The organism is Halomonas sp. (assembly GCF_052095765.1).
Taxonomy (GTDB): Bacteria; Pseudomonadota; Gammaproteobacteria; order Pseudomonadales; family Halomonadaceae; genus Halomonas.
On sequence record NZ_JBQDJZ010000068.1, the window covers coordinates 1 to 15,531 of the forward strand.

Annotated in this window: 14 protein-coding genes and 1 pseudogene; 3 read left to right on the forward strand and 12 right to left on the reverse strand. The window is 58.0% G+C overall.

The window, feature by feature from the left end:
* Positions 1-52 precede the first annotated feature (52 nt).
* Positions 53-178: pseudogene (locus ACTH3D_RS09485) on the reverse strand (sodium/substrate symporter small subunit); the annotation flags it as partial.
* Positions 179-731: 553 nt separating this feature from the next.
* On the opposite strand from ACTH3D_RS09485, the gene ACTH3D_RS09490 reads away from it, so the two are divergent.
* Positions 732-2,552, forward strand: a complete 1,821-nt coding sequence (locus tag ACTH3D_RS09490; protein ID WP_441666831.1) for a putative nucleotidyltransferase substrate binding domain-containing protein — start codon at positions 732-734, stop codon at positions 2,550-2,552.
* A 156-nt stretch (positions 2,553-2,708) separates the two neighbouring features.
* The gene (gene ttcA / locus ACTH3D_RS09495) at positions 2,709-3,659 is read left to right on the forward strand and encodes a tRNA 2-thiocytidine(32) synthetase TtcA (RefSeq protein WP_441666832.1); all 951 of its coding nucleotides are present in this window, start codon (positions 2,709-2,711) and stop codon (positions 3,657-3,659) included.
* A 50-nt stretch (positions 3,660-3,709) separates the two neighbouring features.
* Here ttcA and fnr read toward each other — a convergent pair whose 3' ends face one another.
* The 11 genes from fnr to ccoN form a co-directional block, all read right to left on the reverse strand.
* Positions 3,710-4,453 (reverse strand): fumarate/nitrate reduction transcriptional regulator Fnr, encoded by a 744-nt coding sequence (gene fnr, locus ACTH3D_RS09500; protein ID WP_441666833.1) that lies wholly within the window; start codon positions 4,451-4,453, stop codon positions 3,710-3,712.
* 85 nt (positions 4,454-4,538) lie between these two features.
* Entirely contained in the window at positions 4,539-5,552 is a 1,014-nt protein-coding gene (locus ACTH3D_RS09505; RefSeq protein ID WP_441666834.1) for a radical SAM protein, read from the reverse strand.
* Between the two features lie 86 nt (positions 5,553-5,638).
* Positions 5,639-6,337 carry a sulfite exporter TauE/SafE family protein gene (locus ACTH3D_RS09510; protein ID WP_441666835.1) on the reverse strand — a complete coding sequence of 233 codons (699 nt, stop codon included), beginning with the start codon at positions 6,335-6,337 and terminating at the stop codon, positions 5,639-5,641.
* Complete coding sequence (gene ccoS / locus ACTH3D_RS09515; RefSeq protein ID WP_441666836.1) at positions 6,337-6,588, reverse strand: cbb3-type cytochrome oxidase assembly protein CcoS; 252 nt, start codon at positions 6,586-6,588, stop codon at positions 6,337-6,339. Before ccoS ends, ACTH3D_RS09510 begins: the two co-directional genes overlap by 1 nt.
* Entirely contained in the window at positions 6,585-9,104 is a 2,520-nt protein-coding gene (locus ACTH3D_RS09520) for a heavy metal translocating P-type ATPase (protein WP_441666837.1), read from the reverse strand. Before ACTH3D_RS09520 ends, ccoS begins: the two co-directional genes overlap by 4 nt.
* A 9-nt stretch (positions 9,105-9,113) precedes the next feature.
* Positions 9,114-9,623 (reverse strand): FixH family protein, encoded by a 510-nt coding sequence (locus tag ACTH3D_RS09525; protein ID WP_441666838.1) that lies wholly within the window; start codon positions 9,621-9,623, stop codon positions 9,114-9,116.
* On the reverse strand, positions 9,623-11,056 hold the full coding sequence (ccoG, locus tag ACTH3D_RS09530) for a cytochrome c oxidase accessory protein CcoG (protein ID WP_441666839.1): 1,434 nt from the start codon (positions 11,054-11,056) through the stop codon (positions 9,623-9,625). Before ccoG ends, ACTH3D_RS09525 begins: the two co-directional genes overlap by 1 nt.
* 177 nt (positions 11,057-11,233) lie before the next feature.
* Positions 11,234-12,166, reverse strand: a complete 933-nt coding sequence (ccoP, locus tag ACTH3D_RS09535; protein ID WP_441666840.1) for a cytochrome-c oxidase, cbb3-type subunit III — start codon at positions 12,164-12,166, stop codon at positions 11,234-11,236.
* On the reverse strand, positions 12,163-12,375 hold the full coding sequence (locus ACTH3D_RS09540; RefSeq protein ID WP_441666841.1) for a cbb3-type cytochrome oxidase subunit 3: 213 nt from the start codon (positions 12,373-12,375) through the stop codon (positions 12,163-12,165). The genes ccoP and ACTH3D_RS09540 overlap by 4 nt, the downstream gene beginning before the upstream one ends.
* Before the next feature lie 2 nt (positions 12,376-12,377).
* A complete protein-coding gene (gene ccoO, locus ACTH3D_RS09545) occupies positions 12,378-12,986 on the reverse strand; it encodes a cytochrome-c oxidase, cbb3-type subunit II (protein WP_441666842.1) in 609 nt (202 codons plus the stop codon).
* Between the two features lie 22 nt (positions 12,987-13,008).
* Positions 13,009-14,433: a cytochrome-c oxidase, cbb3-type subunit I gene (gene ccoN / locus ACTH3D_RS09550; RefSeq protein WP_441666843.1), complete on the reverse strand. Its 1,425-nt coding sequence runs from the start codon at positions 14,431-14,433 to the stop codon at positions 13,009-13,011.
* A gap of 163 nt (positions 14,434-14,596) precedes the next feature.
* Here ccoN and ACTH3D_RS09555 point away from each other — a divergent pair, with 163 nt between their 5' ends.
* Positions 14,597-15,340, forward strand: coding sequence for an alpha/beta family hydrolase (locus ACTH3D_RS09555; protein ID WP_441666845.1), 744 nt, complete (start codon positions 14,597-14,599; stop codon positions 15,338-15,340).
* Positions 15,341-15,531: the final 191 nt, after the last annotated feature.

The window sequence follows — 15,531 nt, forward strand, 5'->3', positions numbered from 1 at the left end:
GGTTTATAAGAACAGGGTATCAGAGGGTGCGACACTCATCCTGACACTGGGGGGGGCGCAATAAGATGGCGAAACCGTATGAAACTAGCGCCCATACAATCAGGCATCCAAAAATAAGCCTGACGTTGGACTTCCAGTAGTCGTTGGATTCCACTTTGGGTGTTTGTTCATCTGCCATGAATGGTATGCCCCGCGTGTTGTTGAATTGTCATCCTGCGCCTGAAGCCGTTGGCGTTTCAGCTGAAAATCCAAGTGTCTGATCAGCTGTGTTCGGGCTCAGCAAGGTGAAGCAGGTAAGTGAGAGTTACTGATTTTTCCCAGGCTTCCATTACGGTTGTTGTGACGTTGTTACAAAGCCTGTCTCAAGCGTAATGCTGAGCAAAAACCGCAAAAATAGAATCCCATACTTTCGTATCATTAGTTTTATCTTAATAGCGTGTGATTTTTAAACATTGTTAAAACAAAGGGTTAGCTTGTTACATTCAGGCTGGTCACTCAGTCAAAGGGTGCTATCTAGGACGATTGTCTAGGGTTTATCGGGCCGCCAGTTGTGCTGGGCAGTGCCCGGTATGTGCCGCAGCTAGAACCATGGTCTAGATACTTGATGGTATGCATCCTTTGCTAACCTGAGCTCAGGTGGGGCCGATGGGTTGTGCTCTCGGCCCCTACGATACTGGGGAGGTGCTCGACATTGTTGCTCGAGATAACGCCCCATCAAGAGGGTTCTGGCCATGGTCGAGATCGACCTCTCCCGGGTACCATTCAGCCTGCTTAACGAGCAGGAGCAGCAGAAGTTATGCACTAATGTATCGCTGGCAGAATACTTGGCGGGCACGGTTGTTCTCGAAAGTGGCGCGCCAGGTGAGTATGTCTATATAGTCCAGCACGGCGAGATAACTGAGCTGGATCCGGCGCGCTCCGGCGCCGATGCCCATATCGGCCGCTTTCGTGAAGGTGATACCTTCGGAGCGATCAGTGTTTTTAATGGTACCAGCCGCTATGAATTCCGAGCCCGGCAGGACAGCGGCTGCTATCTGTTGCCTGCTATGCTGTTCCTATCGCTATGCGATGCCTCGCTCGAATTTGCCAACTATTTTCGTCTGCGCCTTTCGGAAAAGGCACGCCTGATTACCGCGCATCGCAATGAGGGCGGCGTGGGCATGACCGGTTTTATGCTGGCGCAGGTGAGCGACTGTATGCGCGACCCCATCAGTCTTGCGCCGGATGCCAGCATTGCCGATGCGGTGCGCTGTCTGGACAAGAGTCATGCCGACAGTCTGCTGGTCAGCGGTGAGCAGGGCCCCGGCGTGGTGACCAAAACCGACCTGCTCAACGCCCTAGTGCTACAGGGGCTTGAGCAGCAGGTAGCGGTGAGAGAGGTAGCCAACTATGACCTGGTGTCGGTGACGCCTGGTCAGTACCTGTTTGAAGCGCTGGTCAGTATGACGCGCCACCAGGTATCGCGGGTGGTGGTGCTCAACAACTCTCAGGCTGTCGGTGTGGTTGAACTGACCGATGTGTTGGACTATTTCTCCAGTCGCAGTCACGCCATTGCCCTGCAGGTAGAGCAGGCTGACAGTCTAGAAGCGCTAGTGGCGGCCAGTCATCGTCAGGAAGAGCTGGTCAGGGCGCTGATGAGCCAGGGCACCAAGCTGCGTTTTGCCACAGGCCTGCTGGCCGCGCTCAACGGTCGTATCATGAACAAGGCCTGGAGTTTTGTGGTTGGTAATGAGTATGACCATGGTGCCTGCCTGATGGTGATGGGAAGTGAGGGGCGCGGCGAGCAGATTCTCAAGACCGATCAGGATAACGGACTGATCATCGAAGATAGCCTGGTGTGGCCTGAGCTGGAAAGCACCATGCAGCGGGTTACTGAGACGCTGATAGAGCTGGGCTATCCACCTTGTCCTGGCGATATCATGGTGTCCAACCCCGAGTGGCGTGGCACCGAGAGTGAATGGCGCAAGCGCGTCGCTTACTGGGCTGAAAAGCGTGACGGCGACAGTTTGATGAAGCTGGTTATCCTGCTCGATGCCAGCGGTGTTGCTGGTAATTCAGCCCTGGTTGATCGCCTGCGCCACTGGTTGTTCGAGTGCTGTGCCGGCGACCAGCTGTTGCTATCGACGCTGGCGCGCCCAGCACTGGGGTTTGCCACGCCGTTGAGCCTGTTCGGTTCGCTCAAGAAGTCGCGTCACGGTATTGATATTAAGAAAGGCGGCATCTTCCCAATTGTGCATGGTGTTAGGGTGATGGCACTAGAGAGCCGTATTGAAGCGACCTCGACCATGGATCGGCTGGACGCCCTGGTAGAAGCGGAGCGCCTGGATGCACGCTTCGCCGAAGACCTGGGTGAAGCGTTGTCACTGTTTATCGAGCTGCGGCTCAACCAGCAGTTGGCCAAGGCCAAGGTTGACGGTGAACCGCTGCCAACCAACCTGCTACAGACCCAGGAGCTTTCATCGCTTGAGCGTGACCTGTTGCGCGAGTCGCTGCATATCGTCAAGGAGCTCAAACAACGTCTGTCGCACCGCTTTCACCTGGAGTATTCCTAGCACGGTCTTTTGGAGCAGGGTGAAAAAAGTTTGGCTGTTGTGCGCCGTGTCGCCCAGGTTTCGAGCTCGGGTTTTGCAATCGAGTTTCGAACACGGCGTGCAGCAGTGGTAGGATAGCCAGCCGTCAACTTCTGAAGCACTGGCAGCGCCCCGACCATGCAAGATGCCGCTATTTTTGATCCTCGTCGTCACTCACCGTCTGCGGATGGGGTGAGTGATAGGCGTGAACTATTCGCCCAATCCCCAGTAAGCCATCAGCCTGAGGCAAACGATGAGGCGGCCAAAGCCCGTCGTGAGTTCAACAAGCTGCACAAGCGGCTGAGACGGCAGGTGGGCAACGCCATTATTGATTACCGTATGATCAATGAAGGTGACAGGGTGATGGTGTGTCTGTCCGGTGGCAAGGACAGCTATACCATGCTGGAGATTCTGCGCAGCCTGCAGCGCAATGCGCCGGTGAACTTTTCGCTGGTGGCTGTCAACATGGACCAGAAACAGCCGGGTTTCCCCGAGCATGTGCTGCCTGACTATCTTGATGGCACCGGCGTTGAGTATCACATCCTTGAGCGTGATACCTATTCGGTGGTGAAAGAAAAAACTCCTGAAGGTAAGACCACCTGTGCGTTGTGCTCACGGCTCAGGCGTGGCTCGCTCTATGGCTTTGCCGAGCAGATCGGTGCCAACAAGATTGCCTTGGGGCATCACCGTGAAGACATCCTTGAAACGCTGTTCCTGAACATGTTTTTTGGCGGCAAGCTCAAGGCCATGCCGCCCAAGCTGCTGTCTGATGATGGCAGGAACGTGGTGATCCGTCCGCTGGCTTACTGTCATGAAGCCGACATCATCGAGTTCTCGCGGCGTATGGACTTCCCGATCATTCCCTGCAACCTGTGTGGTTCCCAGCCCAATTTGCAGCGCCAGGTGATCAAGGACATGCTCAACGACTGGGAGCGCAACCACCCCGGGCGACTGGACAGCATGTTCAAGGCCGTTACCAACGTGGCCCCCTCGCAGTTGGCCGATCGGGAGCTGTTTGATTTTGCTGGCCTGGAAGACAAACAGGCCAGAATGCGCGAAGGGCGTATTGATATTCATCAGGCACTTTAAATCAGCCAGCAGCCTGCCGCCCGGGTCGCCGGAAGAAGGGCTGCGCTGCCCTAGCGGCAGCTTTCCTGCTCGGCCACATCAACTAGGGTCTCAAAGTCGAGGATGTTGACTTCGCGTCCCGACACCGAAACCAGTCCCTGCTGCTGAAAACGGCTGAGGATTCGGCTGACTGTTTCCACCGCGAGGCCAAGGTAGTTGCCGATGTCGGCACGCGACATGGACAGGCGGAAGCTGAAGGGTGAGTAGCCGCGTCGGCGAAAGCGGTCGGAGAGTCCTACCAGGAAGGTGGCTAGGCGCTGGTCGGCCGTCTTGCGGGATAGCAGGCGCATCATGCGACGATCGTCGCGCATTTCTTTGCTCATGCTGCGGAAAAGCTGGGTACGCAGTTCAGGAAGGTTTTCCGAGAGGCTGTCCAACCGGTCAAAGGGGATCTCGCAGACGGTGGTGGTTTCCAGTGCGATCACCGTGCCCAGGTAGGATTGCTCGTCGATACCATCCAAACCTATCAGCTCGCTGGGCAGGTAAAAATTGGTCAGCTGGTCGTCGCCGCTGCCCTCTGTGGTGACCTGCTTGAGGCTGCCTGAGCGCACCGCATATACGCTGCTGAAGCTGTCGTTCTGATGGAACAGCGCCTCGCCTCTTTTTAGTGGCGATCGACGACGTATGATGGCGTCAAACTGATCCATGTCCTCAAGCTCCAGCGCCAGTGGCAGGCACAGTGAGCTGAGGCTGCAGGTCTGGCAGCGTGTCTCTTGCAAGAGTGAACGCCGCCAGCCGGCTGCAATGTCCGACATGCCGCCCTCCTTGAATTTGGCTCTGGGCCTATTATGGCGGTTTCCTACGCTGGATCAAGGCACCTTGGCCTGCCTGCCGGATAATTCATGTTCGGCCAGGTGTCAGCTCTGTGCGCAGGTTGCCGTCATCCGGCTCGATACCCAGCTGGTCGCAGGCCAGCCGGCGTCGCTGTAGTTCAAGCGCATCCTCCAGCGCTGCTCCTTCGCGGGCATAGATCCTGCACAATGGGACGGGCTGTCTGAGGTGGGGAAGTTCCGCTGTGACGGCCGTGTAACCGGCATCGTTGAGGACGTTTCGCGCAGTCTCGTGCAGGCGTCTGGCATTGTTGGCGGAGGGGGGTATCAGCGCTGCCTGGGCAGGGAAGCGGGTCGGATCGTAGTCAAAATCAAATAGCCTCATCCCGGAGGGCGCCAGCTCGATGAGCCGGTGCAAGGTTCTGGTCAGGCGCTTTTCGGTCTGGCCGGGCAGTCCAATCCATAGATCCAGGCCGAATGAACGCATGCCGAGGCGCTGGGCTTCATCGATAAGCGGCTCCAGCAGGTGGCGTGGCTGGATGCGACCGATGCGCAGCTGGATCTCGGGGTCGAGTTCGACAACGCTGAGGTTGATACGGTTGACACCCAGCGCCTGCAGGTGACGAAGCATTAACAGGCTGGCATCACGCGGGTCTAGGTCAACGCTGAAGTCGAGCCCAGCGTCGCTGGCCAGCGTGAGGTGCGCCGTTATGTAATCGACAAGGGCGCTCATCTGGTCCAAAGAAAGAAGTGCGGGGTTGCCGCCACTCCAGTGCAGCTGTTGCACCTCGCGGGCCTCATCAAGCTGCCGTGCGAGCTGTGCCATGTGCTGGTCAAGGCGCGTGAGGTACTGCGAGAGGTGGTGCGCGCTGGAGCCGTCAAGCAAGGTGTGCATACAGTGATGGCAGCGGTGACGGCAGAACGGAATGCTGATATTGACAGATAGCGGGCGGGCCAACAGGTTGCTGGCTTGCAGGTTTGCTGTAAACAGGCTGTCGCTGTAGGCGGCTGAGGCGGCGGCATGCCTCGGGGGTCGGGTGTCAGCTAATAGCAGGTTGAAGATGGCGGTTTGACCGACAGGCATGCCAAGGCTCCATAAGAGGCGGTCTGGCCATGCTAGCGGTTCTGGAAGTCGGTGAGTTGAGCTGGATCAACTGGAGGAAATACAGGCTAGCCGTGATGGCCGTTGGCAAACAGCTGCCAAAGTTGCCAGAGCGCGAAGCCGATAATTGTCAGGGCGGCGATCCAGCGCGTTGCTCGGTGGCGCATCAGGAGGGTTAGCTGACGTGCCGCAAAGCCGGTGGCTAGCAGTGCCGGCAGGGTGCCCAGCCCAAAGGCGCCCATCAGCATGGCGCCCTCTAGCGGCTCACCGACAGCCAGGCTCCAGCTGAGCATGGAATACACCAGCCCGCAGGGCAGCCAGCCCCAGATGCTGCCCATCAGCACGGCCTTAGGAAGGCTGACTACCGGCATCAGCTGGCGGCCAATCGGCTCCAGGTAGCGCCACAGATAGCGCCCCATGGCTTCAACGCGGGTTAGCCCTTTCCACCAGTCGGCAATATACAGCGCCATCAGGATCATCATGACCGATGCCAGCAGCTGTAGCGCCACACGTGCCCCCGGCGCCACGCCGATCAGCGTGCCAAGTGAGGCGACCAGGGTGCCGGCAATCATATAGCTGGAGATGCGCCCCAGGTTATAGCCCAGTAATAGGCCAGTCATTCGCGCCGGGCTGCGCATGCTGGGCGGCACAGCCATGCTCAGCGCGCCCATGATGCCGCCACACATGCCGATACAGTGGGCACCACCGAGCAGGCCGAAAACGAAAGCGGCCAGCAGTGGCGGCAGGTTCAGTCCGGTGGGGTCCATTAGCGGTCTTTTTCCTCAGAGATCGGGTCGGGTTGTTCGCCCTGTTCAATCTTTTCGTCCGGCGCGGTATTTGGTGTGTGCCGGGTGCGCTGGTCCAGCGGGAGGTCGTTTTCGTCGTCATCGAAGAGTATCCGGTAGGCTGGGCCTTCCAGGTCATCGAACTGGTCGTTTTTTACCGCCCAGAAGAAAGCCCAGAGCGCAAAGGCGAGTAGGATCAGGGTCAGCGGAATCAGTAAATACAGAATAATCATGCGGCGGGGGTATCCGAAAGTGACGCCACCTCCCGTGGCAGTGGAGTCTGGCGGGTCAGACGCAGGGCGTTACCGACCACGACCAGGGAGCTTGCCGACATGCCAATGGCGGCGATCCAGGGTGTGACAAAGCCCATCATGGCCAGTGGCAAGGCGCCTATATTATAGACCAGCGCCCAGGTGAGATTCTGCTTGATGATACGCCGAGTGGTGCGACTGACCACAATAGCCTCGACAATACGCATCAGACGAGGCCCCAGCAGCACTGCATCGGCGCGGGTGCGTGCCAGATCGGTGGCGCTGTTCATGGCAATGGCGACGTCGGCACCAGCCAGTACGGGGACGTCATTGATGCCGTCGCCGACCATGGCCACGTGTTGGCCTTCGGATTGCAGCTGGCGAAGGTGGTCAAGCTTACCTTCCGGACTGACCCCACCGCGCCAGTGCTCAATACCCAGCTGGTCGGCCATGGCCTGGGCCGCGGCGTTGGTATCGCCCGATAGCAGTTCAACGCTAAGCCCCAGGGCGTTGAGTGCGGCAACGGTTTCGGCGGCGTCATCCCGCAGCCTGTCGTTGAGCCTGAACCAGGCCCGGGGCTGGTAATCTTCGCTTAGCAGCAGCCACTGGCCGCTATCGGGTGCGGAAATGGCATGGTCCGGGGCGGCGAACTCAGGCTTGCCCAGCCGCCACTGGCGGTTGAGTAGATGCCCTTCCAGACCCTGGCCGGGATGATTGATGATCGCATCGGCCGTCAGGCGATAATCGCGCCAGGGATTAAAGGCCCGGGCGATGGGGTGCTCAGACTGGGTTTCCAGGGCGGCGGCGATACGTGTTAGCTGTTCTTTGTCGAAAGCGTTGTCATCGCCCTTACGCTCGCCACTGCCGCCGTTGACCGTATGGCCCAGACTCGCGGGCTGAACGTCAACCAGCGTCATTTCGCCGGCGGTCAGAGTGCCGGTCTTGTCGAATACCACGCGATCCAGTTGTGACAGGGTTTCCAGCGCGTCGGCGCGGGTGATCAGTACACCGCGGCGGCGCAGCTGACCATGGGCAGCGGTCAGCGCGGTGGGCGTGGCAAGAGCCAGCGCGCAGGGACAGGTGATGACGAGTACCGACAGCGTTACCCAGAAAGCGCGCTGTGGGTCGATAAACCACCAGACAGTACCGACGACCACTGAAAGAATCAGCACCTGGAGCACAAAGTGGTGCGCCAGCCGTGCGGTGTTTTCGGCGATTCTGGGGCGGTGGGCAAAGGCGCGGTCGGTCAGGTCGACGATGCTGGCTGCCCGGGCGTCCTTACCAGCGCGGGTGACCCGGACAGTCAGCGGGCTGGCAATGTTTTGGCTACCGCCGGTCACGCTGTCGCCGGGGCCGCGATTAACCGGTAGGTATTCGCCGCTGAGCATGGACTCATCAAGGCTTGATTCACCGGTTTCGATAATGCCGTCGGCTGGAACACCATGGCCGGGCTTGACCAGCACAAGATCGCCTTCGTGCAGTTCGCTGGAGGGAAGGATGCGTTCCTGGCCATCGTCGCTTATGAGGGTGGCTGAGAGTGGCAGTACCTGAGACAGCGCATTACCGATGCGACCGCTGTGGCGCCGTGCGCGCATTTCCACATAACGGCCAAACAGCAGGAAAAAGGTGAACATCACCACTGAATCGAAGTAAATATCACCGCCAAACAGCACGCCCCAGGCGCTGGCAACATAGGCCGAGCCAATGGCCAGCGATACTGGGACATCCATGCCCAGCTGGCGGCTGCGGATATCGCGCAGCGCGCCGATAAAGAAAGGTTGAGCTGAAAACAGCACCACCGGCGTGGTCAGCGCAAACGCTAGCCACAGGAACAGGGCGTTGAAATCAGCGCTGATGCCGTCGTCGCCGGCAAAATAATGCGGGATTGAAAACATCATGACCTGCATCATGCCAGCCGCCGCCACGATCAGGCGGCGGATGCTCATTCGTTCTTCACGCTGCAGGCGAACCTGGGCGGCATCAGGCTCGTAGGGTTGTGAGGGATAGCCGATAGCCGCCAGCTCAGCCAGGATGCGAGATAGCGATAGTTGCTCAGGGTCCCAGGCAACCCGTAGGCGGTGGTGACTGAGGTTGATGGCGCTTGAGAGAATGCCCGGCATGGCGTTGAGACGGTGCTCGATCAGCCAGGCGCAGGCCGCGCAGGTGATGCCATCGACGGCCAGGGTGACGCTGATGCCGCTGCTGTCGGGCTCGTGGCGGATAAAGCGCTGCTGGAGCCCTGGATCATCGAAGATGGCCCAGGTGTCAGCGTTGATCTGGTGTTCATCTGGCCGCTCAGGCAGCTCGGTGCGGTAGCGATAGTAGCTTTCCAGGCCGCCCTGGAGGATGGCATGTGCCACGGCTTCGCAGCCTGGGCAGCATAACGGATGCTCAACCTCGTCGAGGCGGAGGGTCCAGGGGGCGCCTCTGGGCACCCGGCTGCCACAGTGGTAGCAGTCGAGTGCCTGGGAAGCTGATTGGTCGGTTGCTGCGGTCATTGATGCCGCTCAAATACCCGGCGTCAGAGAGATGGAGTCAGACGTCGGAAAAGTGGCTTCACCGGTAAGGCGCCATTCGCCATCTTTGCCCGTTTCTGGCTGCAGATGCAGATACCAGCGATAGCGCAGGGGGGCGCCAATTGAGGTGACGTAGCGGCCTTCGTGCACATGCTCCAGCACCAGGGTTTGATCACGGTCGTCGTCGGTGGGGAAGATCAGTTCCAGTACCAACTGGTCTGGCCGGCGTTCGCCGTCCAGGTCAATCACGATATCACCGGTTTGCGGGTCAGCCAGCATGCTGGCCTTGAGGCCCAGTTCCTGGGCGTGCTTCTGCTTGGCCAGTTGGGTGTTGATCGCCAGTCCATCCTTGTAATAGTCCTCTGCGATACTGCCATCGTAATAGCGGATCGAGAAAAACAGGAAGGTCAGGCTGAACAGTACGGATGCTGCCAGCAGTGACATCAGAAACCATGGCCAGAACTCCTTGTACCAAGGCCTGACATTGGTGTTTGTCTCCATTAACGGGTGCCTCCCAGGAAGCGGCTGTCGCGCTCAAGATAGATGTCGCCATCGGTGGCTTCAATGTGCAGGATGATGCCGTGGCTGGGCTGGCTGATACTGTCAGCCGGTGCCTTGGCTTCAATAATCAGCTGGCGCGAAGCGCCAGCAGGTACGCTGACTTCGCTAGTGTTTAGCTCAATGCCTGGCAGACCGGAAGCCGATAGCTGATAGACATGGTCGCTCTGGTCGAGGTTGCGCACCACGATGGTATAGGTGTTGACGATCTCGCCGCTGGTGGTGGCGCGGAACAGCTGGTTGCGATCACGCTCAACGTCAAAGCCTACCGCACTGCGGTCATTAACGGCCCAGAAGAACAGTCCGATCATCACCAGCAGGGCCAACAAGTAGCCCACCAGACGAGGTCTGAAGATATGTGTCGGCTTGCCTTCAAGGGCGTTTTCTGTGGTGTAGCGGATCAGCCCACGCGGGTAGCCCATCTTGTCCATCACGCTGTCACAGGCATCGATACAGGCGGCACAGGTGATGCACTCATACTGCAGGCCATCTCGGATGTCGATGCCGGTGGGACAAACCTGGACGCATAGGTCGCAGTCGATACAGTCACCGAGCCCAGCAGCCCCAAGTTCGCTGTGAGGAATATTTTTCTTGCGTCGGCCACGCGGCTCACCACGACGGGTGTCATAGGAGACGATAAGGGTGTCGCGGTCGAACATCACGCCCTGGAAACGGGCATAGGGACACATGTAAATGCACACCTGCTCGCGCAGCCAGCCAGCGTTAAGGTAGGTAAACAGGGTAAAAAAACCGACCCAGAAGTAGGACCAGCTATTGGCCTGAAGCGCAGGAAGGTCCATGACCAGACCACGGATCGGCGTAAAGTAGCCGACGAAGGTGATGCCGGTAGCTGCGGCAATCAGCAACCACAAGAAATGTTTGAATGCTTTGCGCCAGAGCTTGTCGGCATCCAGCTTACGCCTGTCAAGTTTGATACGGCGGTTGCGTGGCCCCTCAATGTGGTGCTCAAGCCAGATGTAGAGGAAGGTCCAGACGCTCTGCGGACAGGTATAGCCGCACCATACACGGCCAGCGAATACGGTGATGAAGAATAGCCCAAAAGCACAAATGATCAGTAACCACGACAGCAGCATGAACTCCTGCGGGTAGAAGGTGGCGCTGAAAATGTGGAACTCGCGCCCCGGTAGGTCGAACCACACCGCCGGACGGTCGCCCCAGGGAATCCAGGGCAACAGAAAGAACCCTAGCATTAGCAGCCAGTTAGACACGCGCCGGATACGCTGAAACAGGCCTTTTATCTCGCGAACATAGATGTGTTTGCGGCTGGCGTACATTTCCTTGGTGACTGTTTCATCGGCAGGGTGCTGTTGCACCGGATCCGGAGTGACATCTTGTGTCGGAATCTTATCGCTCATGGCAGGCTCACGGCAGACGACAGGTCAATTTTGGCAGGGTCTGGTGCCCTGTTTCTATATGTTGTGCACATTATACTGTTTTCTGTGCTGTAACGAGCACAGGGCGCAACGAAAAAGGGTGCGACCGCTGGCCACACCCTTTTTTGACGCGCCGGACCGGCGATTTCAAGTCTGGTGTCAGTCGTCCTTTTGACTGAGGCTGTAGACATAAGCGGCTACCAGGTGAACCTTGTCTTCACCAATGTAGGCAGCTTGTGCCGGCATGTGGCCATTACGGCCATTGCGCAGCGTTTCACGGATGGAATCTGCCAACTCCTGACCGGGCCTGTGGTACAGCCAGACGTCACTGGTCAGGTTGGGTGCGCCAAGTGCTGGGTTGCCGGTGCCATCAGGCATGTGGCAAGCCGCACACACAGAAGCGAACAGTTGGGCACCTTCTGCACCCTTGGCTTCATCCGCTTCATGGCCGGACAGCGCCAGTACGTGCTGGGTCAGGTTCTCGATGTTCTCCTCGCCCAGCTGCTGCCAAGAAGGCATCAGGCCGTTGCGTCCGTTGCTCAACGACATGACGATGTTTTCCGGTGTGCCACCGTACAGCCAGTTGTCGTCAGTCAGGTTGGGGAAGCCGTAGCCACCCTGAGCGTTGGAACCGTGGCAGACCGAGCAGTTGTTCAGGAAGATGCGCTCGGCTACCTGCATGGCTTCGTCATCCTTGGCCAGCTCCGGAATGGCCACTTCCTGATACTGCCGGAAGATGGGAGCGAAGTGCTCATCGGCGTAGGCGACTTCCTGCTCCCACTGGTTTTCTTGGGTCCAGCGCAACACGCCGGTGAAGTTGCCAAGGCCCGGATAGAGCACCAGGTAACCTAAGGCAAAGATAACCGTGCCGACATACAGGTAGAACCACCAGCGTGGCAGTGGGTTGTCATACTCCTCGATACCGTCTGCCGCGTGGCCTGTGGTCTCTACGTTGCCCTGAGCATCAGGTGCCTTGTCCGTTTTTCTGTTAGCAAACAAGAGCCATGCGCTGATGGCAATGGCGCCCAGCGAAATGACAATGATCCAGGTGCTCCAGAATCCGGATAAGGAGTCATCCCAAAAATTGTTCATGTGTTCCTCTCTCCCTTGTCATGTCGGGATGCGGCCTCATGGGAGGCGTTGTTGTCACGGTCGGGTGGATTGTCGTCATCGGCGAAGGGCAGGTTGGCCGCTTCGTCGAAGCCTGGTTTACGCCGCTTAGAGTAGGCCCATATTGTGAGCGTTACAAAAGCGACAATCAGGACGATGACGACAATGCCGCGGACTGTTCCGGTGTCCATGTTCAGCGTGCATCCTTCAGAACGGTGCCCAGCTGTTGCAGATATGCGACCAGAGCGGTGATTTCAGTCTCACCCTTGACCTCCGTTTTGGCCCCATCAATCTGCTCATCGGTATATGGCACGCCCAGAGTACGTAGAACGCGCATCTTTTTAGCTATGTCATCACCGTCCATGACATTTTCGAACAGCCACGGGTAGGCCGGCATGATCGACTCCGGCACGACATCGCGCGGGTTGTACATGTGGGCACGGTGCCAGTCATCACTGTAGCGACCGCCAACACGGGCCAGGTCTGGCCCGGTACGCTTGGAGCCCCACAAGAAGTTGTGGTTATACACCGACTCACCGGCCACGCTATAGTGGCCGTAGCGCTCGGTTTCCGCGCGGAAGGGGCGAATCATCTGGGAGTGACAGCCAACACAGCCTTCCCGGCGATAGATGCCGCGTCCAGCCAGCTGCAGGGCAGACAAGGGCTCAAGACCTTCGACGGGGTCGTTTGTCTTCTTCTGGAACATCAGCGGCACTACCTCTGCTAGGCCGCCGAAACTGATCACCACCAGAATCAGCACGGCGAGCAAGCCGACATTCTTCTCCACAATTTCGTGTTTCATTGCAATCTCGTTCCCTGTTGGCTCAAGCAGTCTGCGGCAGCGGCTGGTTGATGCTCTGCTGGCGGCGTGTGGTCATGTAGACGTTGTAGGCCATGATCAGCATGCCGACCAGCCAGCACAGGCCACCGATCAAGCGCACGATGTATCCTGGTCCACTTGCGACAACGGACTCGACGAAGGTGTACATCAGAGTGCCGTCGGGGTTGACTGCACGCCACATCAGGCCTTGCATGATGCCGTTGACCCACATGGAGGCGATGTACAGTACGGTACCAATCGTGGCCAGCCAGAAATGCGCTGAGATCAGGTTGGTGGAATACATGTGAACCTGGCCAAACATGCGCGGAATCAGGTGGTACATGGAGCCAATGGTGATCATGGCTACCCAGCCCAGAGCACCGGCGTGAACGTGACCGATGGTCCAGTCAGTGTAGTGGGACAACGCATTGACCGTCTTCACCGCCATCATTGGACCTTCGAAGGTGGACATGCCGTAGAACGACAGGGCCACAATCAGGAAGCGCAGGATCGGGTCGGTGCGCAGTTTATGCCAGGCACCTGAAAGGGTCATCATGCCGTTGATCATGCCGCCCCAGGAGGGTGCCAGCAGGATGATGGAGAGCACCATGCCCAGCGACTGTGTCCAGTTGGGCAGTGCGGTGTAGTGCAGGTGGTGGGGACCGGCCCACATGTACACCATGATCAGTGCCCAGAAGTGTACGATCGACAGGCGATAGGAGTAGATCGGACGCTCAGCCTGTTTGGGGACAAAGTAGTACATCATCCCCAAGAAGCCGGCGGTGAGGAAGAAGCCAACGGCGTTGTGGCCATACCACCACTGCACCATGGCATCGATTGAGCCTGCATAGATTGAGCTGGAGAACATCGGCGACACGGGAATAGCCGCATTGTTGACGATGTGCAGAACTGCAATTGTCAAAATAAAGGCAGCATAGAACCAGTTAGCGACATAGATGTGCGAGGTCTTGCGCACCTTGATCGTGCCAAGAAAAAGGATAGCGTAGGCAATCCATACCACAGCAATCATGATGCTGATAGGCCATTCCGGCTCAGCATACTCTTTGGTGGTGGTGTAGCCCAGCGGCAGACTGATAGCGACGCAGACAATAACAGCCTGCCAGCCCCAGAACACAAACGCTGCCAGCTTGTCGGAGAAAAGCCGTGCCTGGCAAGTCCGCTGTACGACATAAAGTGACGTGCCGATAAGAGCACTGCCGCCAAAGGCGAAGATAACGGCGTTGGTATGTAGTGGGCGCAGACGGCCAAAGCTCGTCCACGGGAGTCCAAGGTTGAGTTCGGGCCAGACCAGTTGTGAGGCAATGATAACACCGAAGGTCATACCCACGATGCCCCACACAACGGTCATGATCGCGAACTGCCGAACTACCTTGTAGTTATAGATCGGATGTTCAAGTGCTGTGCTCATGATCAAGTTCCCATCGAACGCGGTTGGGGGATAGCTCGGTGAATTTTGCCCCGATGTGCTGCCCCACAGATTGATATAGGTCAAAAACCACTGTGAATTCTATCGCAGCCTTGCTCTAACATGAACTGATACCCTAGCTATAGAGAACTCGGAGAGCCAATTGTTGTCCACTGACGTTTCATATTTGCTATCTGGACGGGCATTACATACGTTCGAAAACCTGCTGTTTTCGGACGATCCGGCAGTCTTTGGTGAAGTGGTTTTTGATGCGGCGGGCTCGCTGGCCGTACCGTTGAGCATTCAGGGTCAAGCCCGCACGGGACGCCTGCTGATTACCCATGGTGCAGGGGCTGGCCTAGATAGCAAAATGCTTTTGGCTTACCGCAGTGCCTTGGCAGAGGAAGGTGTCCAAACCATAGGCATGGAGTTTGCCTATTTGCGTGAGATGCGTAAAACAGGCCGGCGGCGACCTCCGCCTAAAGTTGAATGCCTGGTGGGTGAATTAACGCCGGCATGCGACATTCTGTCGCAGGTCTCGCAGTCGCCTTTGTGGCTCGGCGGTAAGTCCATGGGTGGGCGAGTGGCCAGTATGCTAGCCGCGCGTGATGGCGCTGCCGGTCTGGTGCTGTGTGGCTATCCTTTTCACCCTAAGGGGAGGCCTGACAAGTTGCGTCTCGATCACTGGAGGCAGCTTTCGTGCCCAACGCTGGTGCTTCAGGGGGCGCGGGACCCATTCGGAAACCGTGCCGAGGTGGAGGGCTATACGCTGCCGGGCAGTGTCACTGTCCGCTGGCTAGAAGATGGCGACCATGATTGGCAGCCGCGCCGTGCTAGTGGACTGAGTCAGGCGGAGCTGATCTGCCTCGCGGCCAAGGAAACGGCTGCCTTCATGAGTCGCTCTCGCTGAAGATCCAGCGCCTGATCGATGTTTTTTGCCGGTGAGCGTGGGCAAACCAATGAAAGCCCGGATGATTATTCAGCCACCTGTGACAACTTTTTTGCCTGATTTGTCGTTGAAATGAAAAACCGCGTTGACTTCCGGCTGTTCCCGTGTAGAATGCCTCGCCACATGACGGGTGGTTAGCTCAGTTGGTAGAG